At 39.9% G+C, this 14,168-nt stretch carries 18 protein-coding genes; 5 read left to right on the plus strand and 13 right to left on the minus strand.

Annotation, left to right across the window (positions count from 1 at the left end; translation table 11 throughout):
- Positions 1-22: 22 nt before the first annotated feature.
- Positions 23-616 (plus strand): SIS domain-containing protein, encoded by a 594-nt coding sequence (locus I6F47_RS02105; RefSeq protein ID WP_002957968.1) that lies wholly within the window; start codon positions 23-25, stop codon positions 614-616.
- Complete coding sequence (gene dolP, locus I6F47_RS02110; protein WP_007582867.1) at positions 609-1,175, plus strand: division/outer membrane stress-associated lipid-binding lipoprotein; 567 nt, start codon at positions 609-611, stop codon at positions 1,173-1,175. The genes I6F47_RS02105 and dolP overlap by 8 nt, the downstream gene beginning before the upstream one ends.
- Positions 1,176-1,234: 59 nt before the next feature.
- Here the strand turns inward: dolP and I6F47_RS02115 are convergent, their stop codons facing one another.
- The 8 genes from I6F47_RS02115 to zapE all read right to left on the minus strand — a co-directional run bounded on the left by I6F47_RS02115 (position 1,235) and on the right by zapE (position 7,764).
- Positions 1,235-1,672, minus strand: a complete 438-nt coding sequence (locus I6F47_RS02115) for a ClpXP protease specificity-enhancing factor (protein WP_007580339.1) — start codon at positions 1,670-1,672, stop codon at positions 1,235-1,237.
- Positions 1,672-2,298 carry a stringent starvation protein SspA gene (gene sspA / locus I6F47_RS02120; RefSeq protein ID WP_002957965.1) on the minus strand — a complete coding sequence of 209 codons (627 nt, stop codon included), beginning with the start codon at positions 2,296-2,298 and terminating at the stop codon, positions 1,672-1,674. Before sspA ends, I6F47_RS02115 begins: the two co-directional genes overlap by 1 nt.
- 80 nt (positions 2,299-2,378) lie before the next feature.
- Positions 2,379-3,128 carry a cytochrome c1 gene (locus tag I6F47_RS02125; RefSeq protein ID WP_007580337.1) on the minus strand — a complete coding sequence of 250 codons (750 nt, stop codon included), beginning with the start codon at positions 3,126-3,128 and terminating at the stop codon, positions 2,379-2,381.
- Entirely contained in the window at positions 3,125-4,390 is a 1,266-nt protein-coding gene (locus I6F47_RS02130) for a cytochrome b (protein ID WP_007580335.1), read from the minus strand. Before I6F47_RS02130 ends, I6F47_RS02125 begins: the two co-directional genes overlap by 4 nt.
- Positions 4,390-4,980, minus strand: coding sequence for a ubiquinol-cytochrome c reductase iron-sulfur subunit (gene petA, locus I6F47_RS02135; RefSeq protein WP_007580333.1), 591 nt, complete (start codon positions 4,978-4,980; stop codon positions 4,390-4,392). The genes I6F47_RS02130 and petA overlap by 1 nt, the downstream gene beginning before the upstream one ends.
- A 580-nt stretch (positions 4,981-5,560) precedes the next feature.
- Positions 5,561-5,953, minus strand: a complete 393-nt coding sequence (gene rpsI, locus I6F47_RS02140; RefSeq protein ID WP_024590200.1) for a 30S ribosomal protein S9 — start codon at positions 5,951-5,953, stop codon at positions 5,561-5,563.
- Positions 5,954-5,961: 8 nt separating this feature from the next.
- On the minus strand, positions 5,962-6,390 hold the full coding sequence (gene rplM, locus I6F47_RS02145) for a 50S ribosomal protein L13 (protein WP_007378318.1): 429 nt from the start codon (positions 6,388-6,390) through the stop codon (positions 5,962-5,964).
- 285 nt (positions 6,391-6,675) lie between these two features.
- The gene (gene zapE, locus I6F47_RS02150; RefSeq protein WP_197112303.1) at positions 6,676-7,764 is read right to left on the minus strand and encodes a cell division protein ZapE; all 1,089 of its coding nucleotides are present in this window, start codon (positions 7,762-7,764) and stop codon (positions 6,676-6,678) included.
- Positions 7,765-7,898: 134 nt separating this feature from the next.
- Here zapE and I6F47_RS02155 point away from each other — a divergent pair, with 134 nt between their 5' ends.
- From I6F47_RS02155 to I6F47_RS02165, 3 genes are all read left to right on the plus strand, one after another.
- On the plus strand, positions 7,899-8,342 hold the full coding sequence (locus tag I6F47_RS02155) for a YhcB family protein (protein ID WP_007580324.1): 444 nt from the start codon (positions 7,899-7,901) through the stop codon (positions 8,340-8,342).
- Positions 8,343-8,473: 131 nt separating this feature from the next.
- Positions 8,474-9,826 (plus strand): Do family serine endopeptidase, encoded by a 1,353-nt coding sequence (locus I6F47_RS02160; protein WP_010554276.1) that lies wholly within the window; start codon positions 8,474-8,476, stop codon positions 9,824-9,826.
- A 102-nt stretch (positions 9,827-9,928) separates the two neighbouring features.
- Positions 9,929-11,011 carry a trypsin-like peptidase domain-containing protein gene (locus I6F47_RS02165; RefSeq protein ID WP_007580320.1) on the plus strand — a complete coding sequence of 361 codons (1,083 nt, stop codon included), beginning with the start codon at positions 9,929-9,931 and terminating at the stop codon, positions 11,009-11,011.
- Between the two features lie 100 nt (positions 11,012-11,111).
- On the opposite strand, the gene murA is transcribed toward I6F47_RS02165, so the two are convergent.
- Genes murA through mlaD form a run of 5 tightly spaced genes read right to left on the minus strand, consistent with a single transcriptional unit; the run spans position 11,112 to position 14,168 of the window.
- Complete coding sequence (gene murA / locus I6F47_RS02170) at positions 11,112-12,371, minus strand: UDP-N-acetylglucosamine 1-carboxyvinyltransferase (protein WP_007580318.1); 1,260 nt, start codon at positions 12,369-12,371, stop codon at positions 11,112-11,114.
- A 13-nt stretch (positions 12,372-12,384) separates the two neighbouring features.
- Positions 12,385-12,642, minus strand: coding sequence for a BolA family protein (locus I6F47_RS02175; protein WP_002957953.1), 258 nt, complete (start codon positions 12,640-12,642; stop codon positions 12,385-12,387).
- 5 nt (positions 12,643-12,647) lie between these two features.
- Positions 12,648-12,941, minus strand: coding sequence for an STAS domain-containing protein (locus I6F47_RS02180; RefSeq protein ID WP_010554274.1), 294 nt, complete (start codon positions 12,939-12,941; stop codon positions 12,648-12,650).
- Complete coding sequence (locus I6F47_RS02185; protein WP_101163629.1) at positions 12,934-13,614, minus strand: MlaC/ttg2D family ABC transporter substrate-binding protein; 681 nt, start codon at positions 13,612-13,614, stop codon at positions 12,934-12,936. Before I6F47_RS02185 ends, I6F47_RS02180 begins: the two co-directional genes overlap by 8 nt.
- A gap of 5 nt (positions 13,615-13,619) precedes the next feature.
- Positions 13,620-14,168, minus strand: coding sequence for an outer membrane lipid asymmetry maintenance protein MlaD (mlaD, locus tag I6F47_RS02190; RefSeq protein ID WP_002957950.1), 549 nt, complete (start codon positions 14,166-14,168; stop codon positions 13,620-13,622).

A 14,168-nucleotide genomic window follows, 5' to 3' on the forward strand; every position in this document is an offset into this window, starting at 1 on the left:
AAAGATAAATTATTGGTAGGCTATGCAAGACACAATTAAAGAAATTTTTACAGAAAGCATTCAAGTTCAAATCGCTGCTGGTGAAGTGCTACCTAGTGCGCTTGAGTCAGCTGCATTTACTATTGCACAAAGTCTGATCAACGGAAATAAACTCATTTGCTGCGGTACTGCAAATTGCCACATGCTCGCTCAGCATATGGCGGGTGTGTTGGTTAATCATTATGAAACCGAACGTCCCTGCTTACCTGCAATTGCTCTATCGCAAGAAAACGTTAATCTGGGGCAAAGTACTCAAGTGGACGATCACGATACATTTGCTCGCCAAGTCCGCGCTTTTGCCCAACAAGGTGATTTATTGCTTGTACTGGCTATAAACGGTAACGAAAAACATGTTATTTCTGCCGTTGAAGCTGCACTAACTAAAGATATGAAGGTCATAGTTATGGTTGGTGATGATGGTGGCGAGTTGGTAGGCCTACTTGGCCCTAACGATGTTGAAATTAGATCGCCATCTAAACGCCCTAGCCGCATTATCGAATCCCATTTAGTTAACTTACATTGTTTAAGCGAACTTGTTGATTTAACGCTTTTCCCTCAGGATGAAAATTATGTTTAAACGCTCTCTTATTGTTTTAGGTACTGTTGTATTACTGCAAGGCTGCGCAGCCGCTGTTGTTGCAGGTACAGCCAGTGCAGTAACTGCAGCGAACGACCGCCGTACTATTGGCTCTCAAATTGACGATAACAACATTGAAATAAAAGCCAGTATTGCACTTAGCGAAGTAGAACGTCTTGAAAAGTTTGCCAATATAAGCGCTGTAAGCGTTAACGGTATTGTTTTACTTGTTGGCCAAGTATCTAACGAAGAAATGAGAAACGAAGCGCAGCGCACCATTGAGGGCGTTTCAGGTATTCGTAAAATACATAACCAAATTCGTATTGGCTCAAATACTGGCATTACTACACAAACTCACGACTCTTGGCTAACTTCTAAAGTAAAAGCCCAGCTACTAACAGCAAAAGACATTAGCAGTAATAACATTAAAGTAGTGACAGAAAATGCTGAAGTTTTTTTAATGGGCTTAGTATCTGACTCTGAGTCAACTCAAGCTGTAAATATTGCCCGCAATGTTTCTGGCGTAGAGCGTGTAATTAAAGTATTTGAATACTTGTAAACACAAAATACAGACATAAAAAAACCGCTTATTCAGCGGTTTTTTTTGGCATTTACTTATTATTTAATAACGCGTAAATGAGAGCCTTTTTTCTTCTCAGGCTTTTCTGGTGGTGTTTCATCAATAAACTCAGCTGATGAATCAACACTTTCAAGCTCTGGCACAAAATCGTCTTCGTCCTCTAAAAACTCATCTGCGGTAAAGACTGTTCCTTCGCCATTTTCACGCGCGTATATTGCAAGCACAGCACCTAGAGGTACATACACTTGCATTGGCTGACCACCAAAGCGCGCACTGAAGCTAAGTTGGGTTAAGTCTAACGAAAACTGTGTGACCGCTGATGGACTTATGTTTAAAACAATTTGTCCGTCTTGAACAAATTGTGTTGGCACTTGTACATTTGCAAATCCAGCGTCTACCACTAAATGCGGTGTACACTCGTTATCGACTATCCAATCAAAAAAAGCACGTAATAAATAAGGACGATTAGGCGTCATTATAAACGGATCTCACGCTCAGCTTCAGTTAAAGAGGCTTGGAATGACTCACGTTCGAATAAACGGATCATGTACTCTTTAAGCTCTTTAGAACCTGCACCATTAAGCTCAATACCAAACTCTGGTAAACGCCATAATAGTGGAGCTAAATAACAGTCTACTAAGCTAAACTCTTCACTCATAAAGTAAGGTGCTTCGCTAAAAATAGGTGCTACAGCAAGCAATGCTTCTGTTAGCTCTTTACGAGCTTGAGCAGCGTCTGACGTGTTGTTACTGATTTTATCAGCTAGGCTGTACCAATCAGTATCAATACGATGCATCATTAAGCGGCTACGACCACGCATTACCGGGTAAACAGGCATTAGTGGAGGATGAGGAAAACGTTCATCAAGGTATTCCATGATGATGTTTGCCTGGTATAAACCAAGCTCACGGTCAATCAGTGTTGGCACTGTACCGTAAGGGTTAATTTCGTGAAGTGCTTCTGGCAAGTTATCTTTTTCAGCCAAATGAATATCTACACTTACACCTTTTTCCGCAAGTACAATACGTACTTGGTGGCTATACATACAGTTAGCACCAGAAAAAAGGGTCATTACAGGGCGCTTATTGGCAGCTACGGCCATGCCTATACCTCCATTAAATAACTAAAACAGCAAAAGGGGCTTAAGCCCCTATTGCAAAATTACCTTTAAAAATGTTCAACCTAATGAACATCTCTCCAGTATTCTTTCTTAAGCATAAATGCCAAGATAAACAGGATAATTAAAAATCCTATTACCTTAATACCTAGCGCTTCCGATTCAAGACGTGAAGGTTCACCCACGTACTCAAGGAAGTTTGTTAAATCACGAGCCGCTTGGTCGTATTCATCTATGCTTAATTCGCCCGTACCATCTGTTTCAGTAGCAATAACTTTAGTCACAGTGTGACCATGCTCTTGTACTTCTTTAGTGATAGGTGTTGGTAAACCTTGTAGTTCTTGAAGAACGTGAGGCATACCTACCGATGGGAAAACAATGTTGTTAACCCCAAACGGGCGAGATTCATCTTTATAAAACGATTTTAAGTACGTGTAAATATAATCTGGTGATTTTACACGAGCAATTAGAGTTAAATCCGGCGGAGCCGCACCAAACCATTTTGCTGCATCGTCTTTTGTAATCGCGTTAGTAATATGACTACCAACTTTAGAACCGTCAAAAATCAACTGCTCTAAACCAACCTCTGTTGGGATACCGATATCACGAAAAGTACGTTCATAACGTTGATACTGCATTTGGTGACAACCAAGACAGTAGTTCATGAACAACTTTGCACCGCGTTGTAAAGATGGTTGATCAGTAAGGTCGTTGTTCGCTTCCATTAAAGGAACCGATGGACCCGCTGCCATAACCATGTTCGGCAACAAGTTTACTGATAAAGCAAATAAACCAATAATAAGCTTCTTCATCATTTCGTTAACCTCTCTGGCAATGGCTTAGTTTTTTCGTTCTTACTGTATACAAACAACAGTACGAAGAACATAAAGTAAGTCACAGTACAGATTTGAGAAATAATCGTTTTCATATCAGTTTGTGGAGTTGCACCCACCCAACCTAGAAGAACGAAAGTTACAACAAAACCTGCAATGTTCCATTTATGGAAACCACAACGGTAACGAACCGATTTAACTCTACCACGGTCTACCCAAGGTAGTAACGCAAGTACCACAATCGATGCACCCATCGCCGCAACACCGATTAACTTATCAGGGATTGCACGTAAGATTGCATAGAATGGCGTAAAGTACCAAACCGGGAAAATATGCTCAGGTGTTTTAAGTGGGTTAGCTGCCTCGAAGTTTGGACCTTCTAAAAAGAAGCCATTCATCGCTGGCATAAAGAACACAACCCAACAGAACAATATTAAGAAACCAACCACACCCACAATATCTTTAACTGTGTAGTAAGGGTGGAACGGTATCGCATCAACAATATCTTTCTTGTCAGTGTAATACTCATGAAATTTAAATTTAGGCTTATCTTCTTCAGCTACTGAGCCTTTCTTACGTTTAATCTCAATACCTTCAGGGTTATTTGAACCCACTTCGTGTAGAGCAACAATGTGTAAGAAAACTAAGATTACAATAACCAGTGGTAGTGCAATTACATGTAATGCAAAGAAGCGGTTAAGCGTTGCACCTGATATTACATAGTCACCACGGATCCAAAGTGTTAAGTCATCACCAATAACCGGAATAGCCCCGAATAAGGAGATGATTACCTGTGCACCCCAGAACGACATTTGCCCCCATGGTAATAAATACCCCATGAATGCTTCAGCCATTAGCGCTAAGAAAATAAACATACCAAATAACCACAGTAACTCACGTGGTTTTTGATAAGAACCGTAGATCATGCCACGGAACATATGCATATATACAACGATGAAAAACGCTGATGCACCGGTTGAGTGCAAGTAACGTAATAACCAGCCATATTCTACATCACGCATGATGTATTCTACTGAAGCGAATGCACCTTCAGAAGACGGAACAAAGTTCATCGTTAACCAAATACCCGTTAGGATTTGGTTTACTAGTACCAACATGGCTAATGAGCCAAAAAAGTACCAGAAGTTAAAGTTTTTAGGTGCTGGATACTGTGCAATATGCATGTTCCAAACACGTGTCATTGGGATACGGTCGTCTATCCAACCAATAATCTTACCAAACATTAGGCTGCCCCTTTTTCTTCGCCCACTAAAATAGTGGTCTCATCAAGAAAAGTATAAGGTGGTATCTCTAAGTTTAATGGAGCAGGTACCGATTGAAATACACGGCCAGCCATATCAAATTTAGAACCATGACATGGGCAATAGAAGCCATCATCGGTTCCTTCAACTTTCTCACTAAAGTTACCTTGGAAAAAGCCAGGTGAACACCCTAAATGCGTACAAATACCTACAGCCAGAAAGATTTCTGGACGTAATGAACGGTAATCATTTGTTGATGATTCTAATTGTTGTGGCTCTTGCGAATGCGGATCACGAAGTTGACCTTCATGTTCTTTCATTTGCTCAAGCATTTTTGGGGTCCGTGATACAACCCATACAGGTTTACCACGCCACTCGACACGTATTAATTGTCCCGGTTCAAGTTTGCTGATATCTACTTCTACAGGCGCACCCGCAGATTTAGCTCGCTCACTTGGATTCCAAGACGCAATAAAAGGAACAGCAGCCCCAGCCGCACCAACACCACCTACAACAGAGGTAGCTATGGTTAAAAAGCGACGTCGGCCATTGTCTACAGGCGCATTGCTCATCCACTTATCTCCACTATGATTCTCAACACTTGCTATATTGAGAACATCAGTTACAGCAGGTTAATTATTCGAATTTTTAAAATAGAAGCGATCATAATTAAAACCCTTGATTAAAACAAGGTTATTCAAAGCCCTATGCTCGAATAAAACTAACTTGATCAAAATTTGATTAAGTAGGTTCGAGAATAAAGCCGAACGACTATAATAACGCTTCTGTAAAAACAATATACTGACCAAGATCAACACCACTAAGAGGAAACAGTAAAAACTGTACATAGTGCGGTTAAACTCACTCATTTTACTTCAATGCCAATTGTAGCAAAAAATTCCACCAATTAACTGATGGATTTAAACTAATTACGATAATTATTTAACTTTTTTGCAGCTATCTGAGTGTTTTTTAACTTTCGTTTGATTAATACGCAGTTATTAATCAATTTGATCATCATTAATTACTGCAATCACCCAGTATCACCGTCGATATAAATAACTTTATATTAAGTTGCAAATGTAAACATTTTGATTTGAAAACAAAAAACCCAGCATAAGCTGGGTTTTTGAATTCTTGATAACGTATAGATTAACGTTTTGAGAACTGTGGACGCTTACGCGCTTTCTTAAGACCCACTTTCTTACGTTCAACTTTACGTGCATCACGTGTAACAAAACCTGCTTTACGAAGTTGTGAACGTAATGATTCGTCAAACTCCATAAGTGCACGAGTGATACCATGACGGATAGCACCAGCTTGACCAGTTGTACCACCACCAGAAACGGTGATGTAAAGGTCAAATTTTTCAGTCATATCAACTAGCTCAAGAGCTTGATGAACAACCATGCGTGCTGTTTCGCGACCAAAATACTCTTCTAGAGAGCGTTTGTTGATTACGATGTTACCAGTGCCTGGGCGTAAGAATACGCGAGCACTTGAACTTTTACGACGACCTGTACCGTAGTATTGATTTGCCATGATGGTGCTCCTTAAATGTCTAGAACCTGAGGCTGTTGTGCAGCATGGTTGTGCTCAGTACCTGTGTAAACTTTAAGTTTACGGTACATAGCGCGGCCTAAAGGACCACGTGGCAACATGCCCTTAACAGCCTTCTCGATGATCATTTCAGGCTTTGCAGCTTGAAGTTTATCAAAAGTAGTAGACTTAAGACCACCTGGAAAACCAGAGTGTGAATAGTACACTTTGTTTTTGAATTTGTTACCAGTTACAGTAACTTTTTCAGCGTTGATAACGATGATATAATCACCAGTATCTACGTGCGGTGTATATTCAACTTTATGCTTACCGCGTAGGCGATGAGCGATTTCAGTAGCGATGCGACCTAAAGTTTTACCTTCAGCGTCAACTACGTACCAGTCACGTTTTACTGTTTCTGGTTTAGCAACAAACGTTTTCATTTATAAAAATCCAATGTTTTTCAATTAAAACCACAAGTAGTTAATATTAACTACTGCTCTAAGTTTGCTATAACCCCTTCGAGTTTTAGACTTTTGCGCCGCTCACAAGTGGCTAGACTATATGAGGGCATAGAACGCAACGTGGCAGACGCGGGAGTATACCAGCACTTAAAACACATTGCTACTCGCCGGTTGTTTTTTCCACAAGAAATTTTAGAAATAAGAAGTACTATATATGCACCTCTTATTTTTAATGGCTAACCTATTACACTTTTACCTACTAATTTAAACCAAATGCTCTCTAGCTAAATACTCTAGAGACTGCATTTCTTGCAAACGGCTTATACAGCGCTTAAATTCAAAGTTTAAATTACCTTGGGTATAAAGTTCGGTAATAGGTTTTTCAGCCGATATAATTAAAGTTACATGGCGCTCGTAAAATTCATCCACTAAAGCAATAAAGCGTCTAGCGGCATCATCATTAGTTTGCCCAAGCTGTTTTACGTTAGAAATAATCACCGTATTATATAAGCGACTAATCTCCATGTAATCAACCTGACTACGCGCTGTTTCGCATAATTCACTAAACTCAAACATCACCACGCATTTAGCTACTTTTCGCGTTTTGATTAAACGACCTTCTATCTCTATCGGCTCATCTAATTGTCCAGGCTCTGACGATAGCTTATCGAAGTATTCAAATAAGTTTTTATCCGCTTCTTTATCTAACGGACTATGAAAAATTTCGGCTTGCTCTAAAGTGCGTAACCGGTAATCAATACCTGAGTCTACATTAACTATTTCTGTATTGAGCTTAACCAGTTCTATAGCAGGGACAAAGCGGGCACGCTGCAAGCCATTTCTGTAAAGCTCATCAGGCACTATATTAGATGTAGCAACAAGTACTATACCCCGTGCAAATAGCGCTTCCATTAAGCCACCTAGCAACATAGCATCGGTAATGTCTTGAACAAAAAACTCATCAAAACAAATTATGTCTGTTTCAGCTTTGAAAGTGTCAGCTATTTTTTCTAATGGATTAGCCGTATTGTTTAGTTTTTTAAGCTCATTATGCACTCGGTGCATAAATCGATGAAAGTGCACGCGCATTTTACGTGTGCCCGGTAGTGATTCGTAAAAAGTGTCAACTAAATAAGTTTTACCACGCCCTACTCCACCCCAAAAGTACAAACCTTTTATAGGCGCAGGTTCATTTTTACTAAATAACTTAGCAAAAAAACCTTTTTGTTTTGGCTTTGCCTGAGTTAGGTCATCGTATAGACGTTGTAAATGGCGCACAGCATTTTCTTGTGCTGCGTCGTGTACAAAGTCATCTCGCTTTAAGTCTTGTTGGTATGTTTGCCAAGGAGTCATATCTATTTACAGTTAAAACACAGTTTAATTTGCAAAGCATATTAACACGCATCATAACTCGGGGTATATTACACTTAGTATGATTTATAATTGAATCGGCATTCGTTAGTTATTTTCCCAAAGGGGTAGTTTTTATGGGCACAGTTATGTGGGTAGGTTTAATTGTTATTGCTGCTGTTGTAGCATTTTTTATTGGCGCATTTGTTACTAAAAAACAATTCAAACAAGATGAATTAAAAGAGCAGGCAGAGCAAGCTGAAAATGCGTTAGAGCAGTATCGTCAAGATGTAGCTGATCATTTAGCGAATACTGGCAAGCTCGTAAATAAAATGAAAGAAAACTATGATCAACTGCTTAGTCACGTTGAAGAAACAAACCAACTTCTTCTAGAAGATAGAAATAAAGCACCAGCAGAACCTTATTTTTCTAAAGAAACAACAGAACAACTACAAGCGTCTTTAAAAGAGCGTCGTTCAGATCGTTCTTCAGCCGCAGCGCAACCAGCTGATTATGTATCGGGTGAATCTGGTTTATTTGCTGGTCAAAATAAAGTTTCAGAACATTCTAAAGTATCTTGATGAACTTTTTTTAGACCCCATAGTCTTTAGATATAACAGCTTTGTTGTTTTATCTTAATAAACCAAAAAGGGCTGCTTTTAAAGTAGCCCTTTTTGTTTTTGCTTTATCTTAAGTGGAGTTACCCCTGACTATGAAAATGAAATTATCACTTATCAGCGCAGCTATTTTATCTACAAGCTTATTAATGAGCCCTGTAGCGTCTTATGCAAAAATGCCAATTGCAGTAAATGGTCAACAACTACCCACTCTTGCCCCCATGCTAGAGAAAATATCTCCTGGTGTTGTAAGTATCCAAGTTTCAGGCTCTAAAGAAGTACGCCGCCGCGCAGATCCTCTCGAATATTTTTTTGGACAGCAACAGCCTCGCAGTCAAAAACGCCAATTTAGTGGATTAGGTTCTGGGGTCATTATTGATGCTGATGAGGGCTATGTAGTGACTAATAACCACGTAATCCAAGACGCCGAAAAAATGGTAGTTACTCTCGAAGATGGCCGTGAATTTGAAGCAACTAAAATTGGTACTGACACAGAATCAGACATCGCTCTTTTACAAATAGACGCTGATGACTTAACTGAAATCAAACTCGCTAACTCAGATAATTTACGAGTGGGCGACTTTGCGGTTGCTATTGGTAACCCATTTGGCCTTAGCCACACAGTTACATCAGGTATTGTTAGTGCCCTTGGTCGAAGTGGTTTAAACATTGAGGGCTACGAAGATTTCATTCAAACCGACGCAGCTATTAACCAGGGTAATTCTGGCGGTGCCTTAGTTAACCTCAATGGTGAGTTGATTGGTATTAATACCGCTATTTTAGGTGCTTCTGGCGGCAACGTGGGTATTGGTTTTGCGATTCCATCTAATATGATGAAAAATCTAGTCGATCAAATTATTGAACATGGTGAAGTACGTCGAGGCTCGTTAGGCATTTCTGGTCGTCCACTTGATGCTGGACTTGCAAAAGCACAGCAACTTGATGTCAAACAAGGTGCTTATGTAATGCAAGTAATGGACGACACTGCCGCCAGTAAGGCTGGAATTGAAGCTGGTGACGTTATTGTTAGCATAAACGGTGGCGACATTAGCGGCTTCCATGAACTACGCAGCAAAATTGCTACGCTAGGTGAAGGCCGTGAGATAAAACTAGGCATTTACCGCGATGGTAAAATTAAAACAGTGAAAGTAACTCTTGATGGTGCATCAGGTGTTACAGCGACCGGTGAAGAGCTGCATCCTGCATTCCAAGGCGCGACACTTGAAAATGTACAAAAAAACAGTAATAAAGGTGTTGAGGTTACTTCTGTAGATCCTCGCTCACCGTCTGCCCGTGTCGGCCTTGAAGAAGGCGATATTATTATGCAAGTGAATCGTCAACGAGTTGAAACGATTCGCGACATGAATAAAATCATCGACAGTACAAAAGGTAATATAGTACTTGGCGTGCAACGTGGTCGTGAGTCTATATTTATTTTAATTCAGTAATAAATAGCACTATTAATGTAATAAAAATAACAGTGGCACTTGCCGCTGTTATTTTTTTTATGTCATCATAAAGAGATTGCTCACTTACATAATAAGAAAATCGTGCTGAAACTAATAAAATTTATTCTTCCCCCTTTATTTGCAGGCCTAAGTATTGCTTTTTTAGTGGTTTTTTTCAGCCCTAATATGCGAGCGGCCTTACTGCCAAATGTTCCCCTACCAAGCGCAATGAGTTCGAGTCACTTGAGTTTTTCTGATGCAGTTAAACGAGCAGCGCCTTCTGTGGTTACTATTTTTTCAGAAAGTATTTCCAAAGAACCTCGTTATAAAAGAAAAAACACGGTACAAGAGCTAGGCTCTGGCGTCATCATGTCGCAAGACGGTTATATTCTTACCAACTACCATGTTGTTAATAATGCAGATCAAATTATGGTTATTCTAACCGATGGCAGACGCTTTTTTGATGTACAGCTAATTGGTTTTGATACTATTACTGATCTAGCCTTACTTAAAATAAACGCAGATCACCTCCCGGTAATTCCTGTAAATGATAGCTATGTATCCAGTGTAGGCGATGTTGTACTTGCCATAGGTAACCCGCTTAATTTAGGCCAAACAATCACGCAAGGCATTATTAGCGCAACGGGTAAGCAAAAAATTACAGACAGTCCGTACAATAACTTATTGCAAATGGATGCGGCTATTAATGTGGGCAACTCTGGCGGCGCATTAGTTAACTCCAATGGTGATTTAGTCGGCATTACTTCTGCGCAGTTTAAAACGCGTGAGAACTTGAATATTCAAGGAATATTCTTTGCGGTTCCTTACTCACTTGCTAAAAAAGTAATGGGTAAGCTCATTCGTCATGGTCGTGTTGTGCGCGGCTATTTAGGCTTTGAAGGCACAGCAGTAGATAGTACCGGCAAGGAAGTAAACGACAGCCTAACCCCAGTTACTGGCATGCGTATTACTAATTTAGACCCTTTGGGACCAGCATGGCAAGCGGGTATTGAAGAGCAAGATATTGTTATTAAAATTGCAGGGCTTTCGGTAGCAAATCCACAAAAAGTGCTGGAAGAAATAGGTAATACAGAACCAGGTAAAGAAATAGAATTTGAGCTTTACCGGAATGGTAAAATAGAAAAAATCATGGTGGTGGTAGCTGAGCTTGAAACAAAGCTTTAATAAAAAATAATACCAACTTTCATAAATCGTCAATAAAAAGGTCGGATAGCAATTTGCGTATCCGACCTTTTTAAAATAGCTTAGCTAGTTAAATATCTACTTAACTACTTCGACGTTTAATATTTGCACCCAACGCACTTAGCTTATCTTCAATGCGCTGATAGCCTCTATCAACGTGATAAATACGGTCAACAACCGTTTCACCCTGTGCCACTATACCCGTTAAGATTAAGCTAGCTGAAGCGCGTAGGTCGGTTGCCATCACTTGCGCGCCCGTTAGGCTCTCAGTCTCACCACAAATTGCGGTATGCCCTTCTAAACGAATATTAGCGCCCATACGCTGCAACTCAGGTACATGCATAAAACGGTTTTCAAAAATCGTTTCTGTAATAGTCGCACTACCATTCGCTACTACATTTAATGCTGTAAACTGAGCTTGCATATCCGTAGGGAAACCTGGGTGTGGAGCTGTTTTAATATTTACGGCTCTCAGTTCTCGGCCGCGCATATCAAGATAAATACTGTCGTTATGTACTTCTAAGTGTGCATTTGTTGCACGTAGCTTTTCAATCACAGGCTCAAGAGAATGAAAGTCAGTGTTTTTACAAAGTACTTCACCGCCTGCCATTGCTGCAGCGACTAAAAATGTACCTGTTTCTATTCTATCGGGTAAAATGCTGTGCTCACAGCCTGCTAAACGCTCAACGCCTTCAACTTCAATGCGGCTAGTGCCTGCACCCGTAATTTTAGCGCCCATAGCAATTAAGCAGTTAGCTAAATCAATTATTTCGGGCTCACGTGCAGCATTATCAAGTATGGTTTTACCATCAGCGAGGGCAGCTGCCATCAATAGGTTTTCGGTAGCGCCTACGCTTACCATTTCCATAAAGATTTCAGCGCCTTTTAAGCGACCGTTTACCTTGGCATTAATATAACCATTTTCAACGTTTATTTGTGCGCCCATGCGCTCCAAACCTTGAATATGTATATCAACAGGGCGAGCACCAATAGCACACCCACCAGGTAAAGACACTTGAGCTTCACCAAAACGTGCAACTAAAGGGCCTAATGCAAGTACAGAGGCACGCATTTGCTTAACTAAGTCGTATGGCGCTAATGTTTTATTAACCGTTGCGCCGTCAATCACTAGCGTATCGCCGTGCCAATTAACATCAGCGCCTAGAGTTTTTAATAAGGCTTCTGTGGTCACTATATCGCGAAGGCGCGGTACATTAGTAAATGTACTTTTTCCATCAGCTAATAATGAAGCAAACAAAATAGGAAGTGCGGCATTTTTAGCGCCAGAAATAGTCACTTCACCAGCAAGTGAAGTACCACCTTGAATTACAAATTGATCCATTAAGAGGCCCTATTTATTGCGGTAAAATAAATTTTTGTTCACGCTTCCACTCTACAGGAGTAAATGCACGAATAGATACTGCGTGAATTGTGCCATCTGAAATTGTATTCATTAATGGGCCATAAACTAGCTGCTGCTTTTTAACTCGGCTTAAACCGTCAAAGCATTCACCTACTGCAACAACTTCATAATGACTACCATTGGCTTTTACATGTACTTCAGCTAATTGAAGTTCTTCGCGTAATAATGTTTCGACTTGGCTAGTTTCCATAACTCTCACTCAAATAGGGTTGTAACCTGACCCAATTGCATTAAATTTTGCAATTGCTCAGGTAGGTTTTGCAATTCAAGGCGAATGCCTTGCTGCTTTAATTCTGCAAAAGAGTGAATTAACCAAGCTAAGCCCGCTGTGTCAACCCTAGATACACCACTTAGGTCGAAATAGATGATTTTATGCTTGGTTAATAGCTTGTTGTTCAGAAGCTGTTCATCGCCAATTGAATTTCGAGTAAGCTCACCGTTTACTCGAAAATGTTGTCCATCAACTTGGCTTATTGCCAATTTAGTCATTCGAGTTACTGCCTCTAAACTGAACTGGTAGCTGACTCTTTTGCTCTAAAAGGTTACTTACATTATCAATACCTTGCTGACGCAAAATACCTTGTAGCTCACTTTGTTTTGCATCTAGTAAACTAATACCTTCAGCAATCATATCGTACGCGCGCCATTCACCGTCACGGTCTTCGCGTACTTTAAAATCGATTCTGATATCAGGTTTACCATCTTCAATAATTTTAGTTTTAACGACAACGACATCTTTGCCTTTAAATGCTTGTTCTGCACCAAACTCAACTTTTTGGTTTGTATATTGAGTGAATACACCTGCATAAGTAGCAACTAAATACTCTCTAAAAACACCAATAAAGCGTTGAATTTCTTTAATTGCTTTGGCTTTTTCAGCTTCGTCGGTAATTGCACGTACTTTAGATACTTCACTACCTAGTACGCGAAGTGCTGCATATTTGTAGTCGATATAAGGCATTAATTCTTCTTCAACGATTACGCGAAGATGCTCTTGATTTTTAACAATTAATGGCTGATCTTTTTTAATACGTGCAAATGTATTATCGGCAACTTGGCGTACCATTTTATTTGGATCAACCAATTTAACATCTGCTGCACTTACGCTTTGAGTTAGCGTCATTGTGCCAATTGCTACAATAGCTAAAAACTTTTTCAACATAATAATTACTCACTACCTTGGTTGAATAAAAACTGCCCGATTAATTCTTCAAGTACAATGGCAGACTTAGTATCAGTAATTGAATCGCCATCACCTAGTGCTTTACTTTCCACACCAAACAAATCGTCAATTGCTTCATCTTGCTTGTTTTCAGTCACTGTTTCGCCTAAACAACGTTGTTTAGCCGAATCTGGAGAAATGACAGGGTGAATACCTAAGTACTGCTCACCTAAAATACCCGACGTTAAAATAGAGATTGAGCTTGTGTCTGAAAAACGACATAAATACTGTGCATCAATGGTCATGTTTACCACTGGTAAAAACTCTTGTGGGTGTACATAAATTGATTCAACACGACCAATTACAACACCACCTACTTTTACCGGCGCACGCGCTTTTAATGAGCCAATGTTTTCAAACTTGGCATTAAGCGTATATGTTTCGCCAGAGCCACTAATACCTGAATTGGCAACTTTAAGTGCGAGCATCGCAAAAGCTAAAATGCCAAGTGCTACAAAAAAACCAACTAAAATTTCTAATTTCCGTGAATTCAT

It is taken from the genome of Pseudoalteromonas sp. NZS37, assembly GCF_015864265.1.
Classification (GTDB): Bacteria; Pseudomonadota; Gammaproteobacteria; order Enterobacterales; family Alteromonadaceae; genus Pseudoalteromonas; species Pseudoalteromonas arctica.

Excerpts from the sequence above, each read along its gene's own strand:
- mlaD (WP_002957950.1), bottom strand. The coding sequence starts at position 14,168 with ATGAATTCACGGAAATTAGAAATTTTAGTTGGTTTTTTTGTAGCACTT.
- sspA (WP_002957965.1), bottom strand. The coding sequence starts at position 2,298 with ATGGCCGTAGCTGCCAATAAGCGCCCTGTAATGACCCTTTTTTCTGGT.
- I6F47_RS02160 (WP_010554276.1), top strand. The coding sequence starts at position 8,474 with ATGAAAATGAAATTATCACTTATCAGCGCAGCTATTTTATCTACAAGC.
- I6F47_RS02105 (WP_002957968.1), top strand. The coding sequence starts at position 23 with ATGCAAGACACAATTAAAGAAATTTTTACAGAAAGCATTCAAGTTCAA.
- I6F47_RS02180 (WP_010554274.1), bottom strand. The coding sequence starts at position 12,941 with ATGACTAAATTGGCAATAAGCCAAGTTGATGGACAACATTTTCGAGTA.
- zapE (WP_197112303.1), bottom strand. The coding sequence starts at position 7,764 with ATGACTCCTTGGCAAACATACCAACAAGACTTAAAGCGAGATGACTTT.
- I6F47_RS02185 (WP_101163629.1), bottom strand. The coding sequence starts at position 13,614 with ATGTTGAAAAAGTTTTTAGCTATTGTAGCAATTGGCACAATGACGCTA.
- I6F47_RS02115 (WP_007580339.1), bottom strand. The coding sequence starts at position 1,672 with ATGACGCCTAATCGTCCTTATTTATTACGTGCTTTTTTTGATTGGATA.
- I6F47_RS02130 (WP_007580335.1), bottom strand. The coding sequence starts at position 4,390 with ATGTTTGGTAAGATTATTGGTTGGATAGACGACCGTATCCCAATGACA.
- petA (WP_007580333.1), bottom strand. The coding sequence starts at position 4,980 with ATGAGCAATGCGCCTGTAGACAATGGCCGACGTCGCTTTTTAACCATA.
- murA (WP_007580318.1), bottom strand. The coding sequence starts at position 12,371 with ATGGATCAATTTGTAATTCAAGGTGGTACTTCACTTGCTGGTGAAGTG.
- I6F47_RS02175 (WP_002957953.1), bottom strand. The coding sequence starts at position 12,642 with ATGGAAACTAGCCAAGTCGAAACATTATTACGCGAAGAACTTCAATTA.
- dolP (WP_007582867.1), top strand. The coding sequence starts at position 609 with ATGTTTAAACGCTCTCTTATTGTTTTAGGTACTGTTGTATTACTGCAA.
- I6F47_RS02125 (WP_007580337.1), bottom strand. The coding sequence starts at position 3,128 with ATGATGAAGAAGCTTATTATTGGTTTATTTGCTTTATCAGTAAACTTG.
- I6F47_RS02155 (WP_007580324.1), top strand. The coding sequence starts at position 7,899 with ATGGGCACAGTTATGTGGGTAGGTTTAATTGTTATTGCTGCTGTTGTA.
- rplM (WP_007378318.1), bottom strand. The coding sequence starts at position 6,390 with ATGAAAACGTTTGTTGCTAAACCAGAAACAGTAAAACGTGACTGGTAC.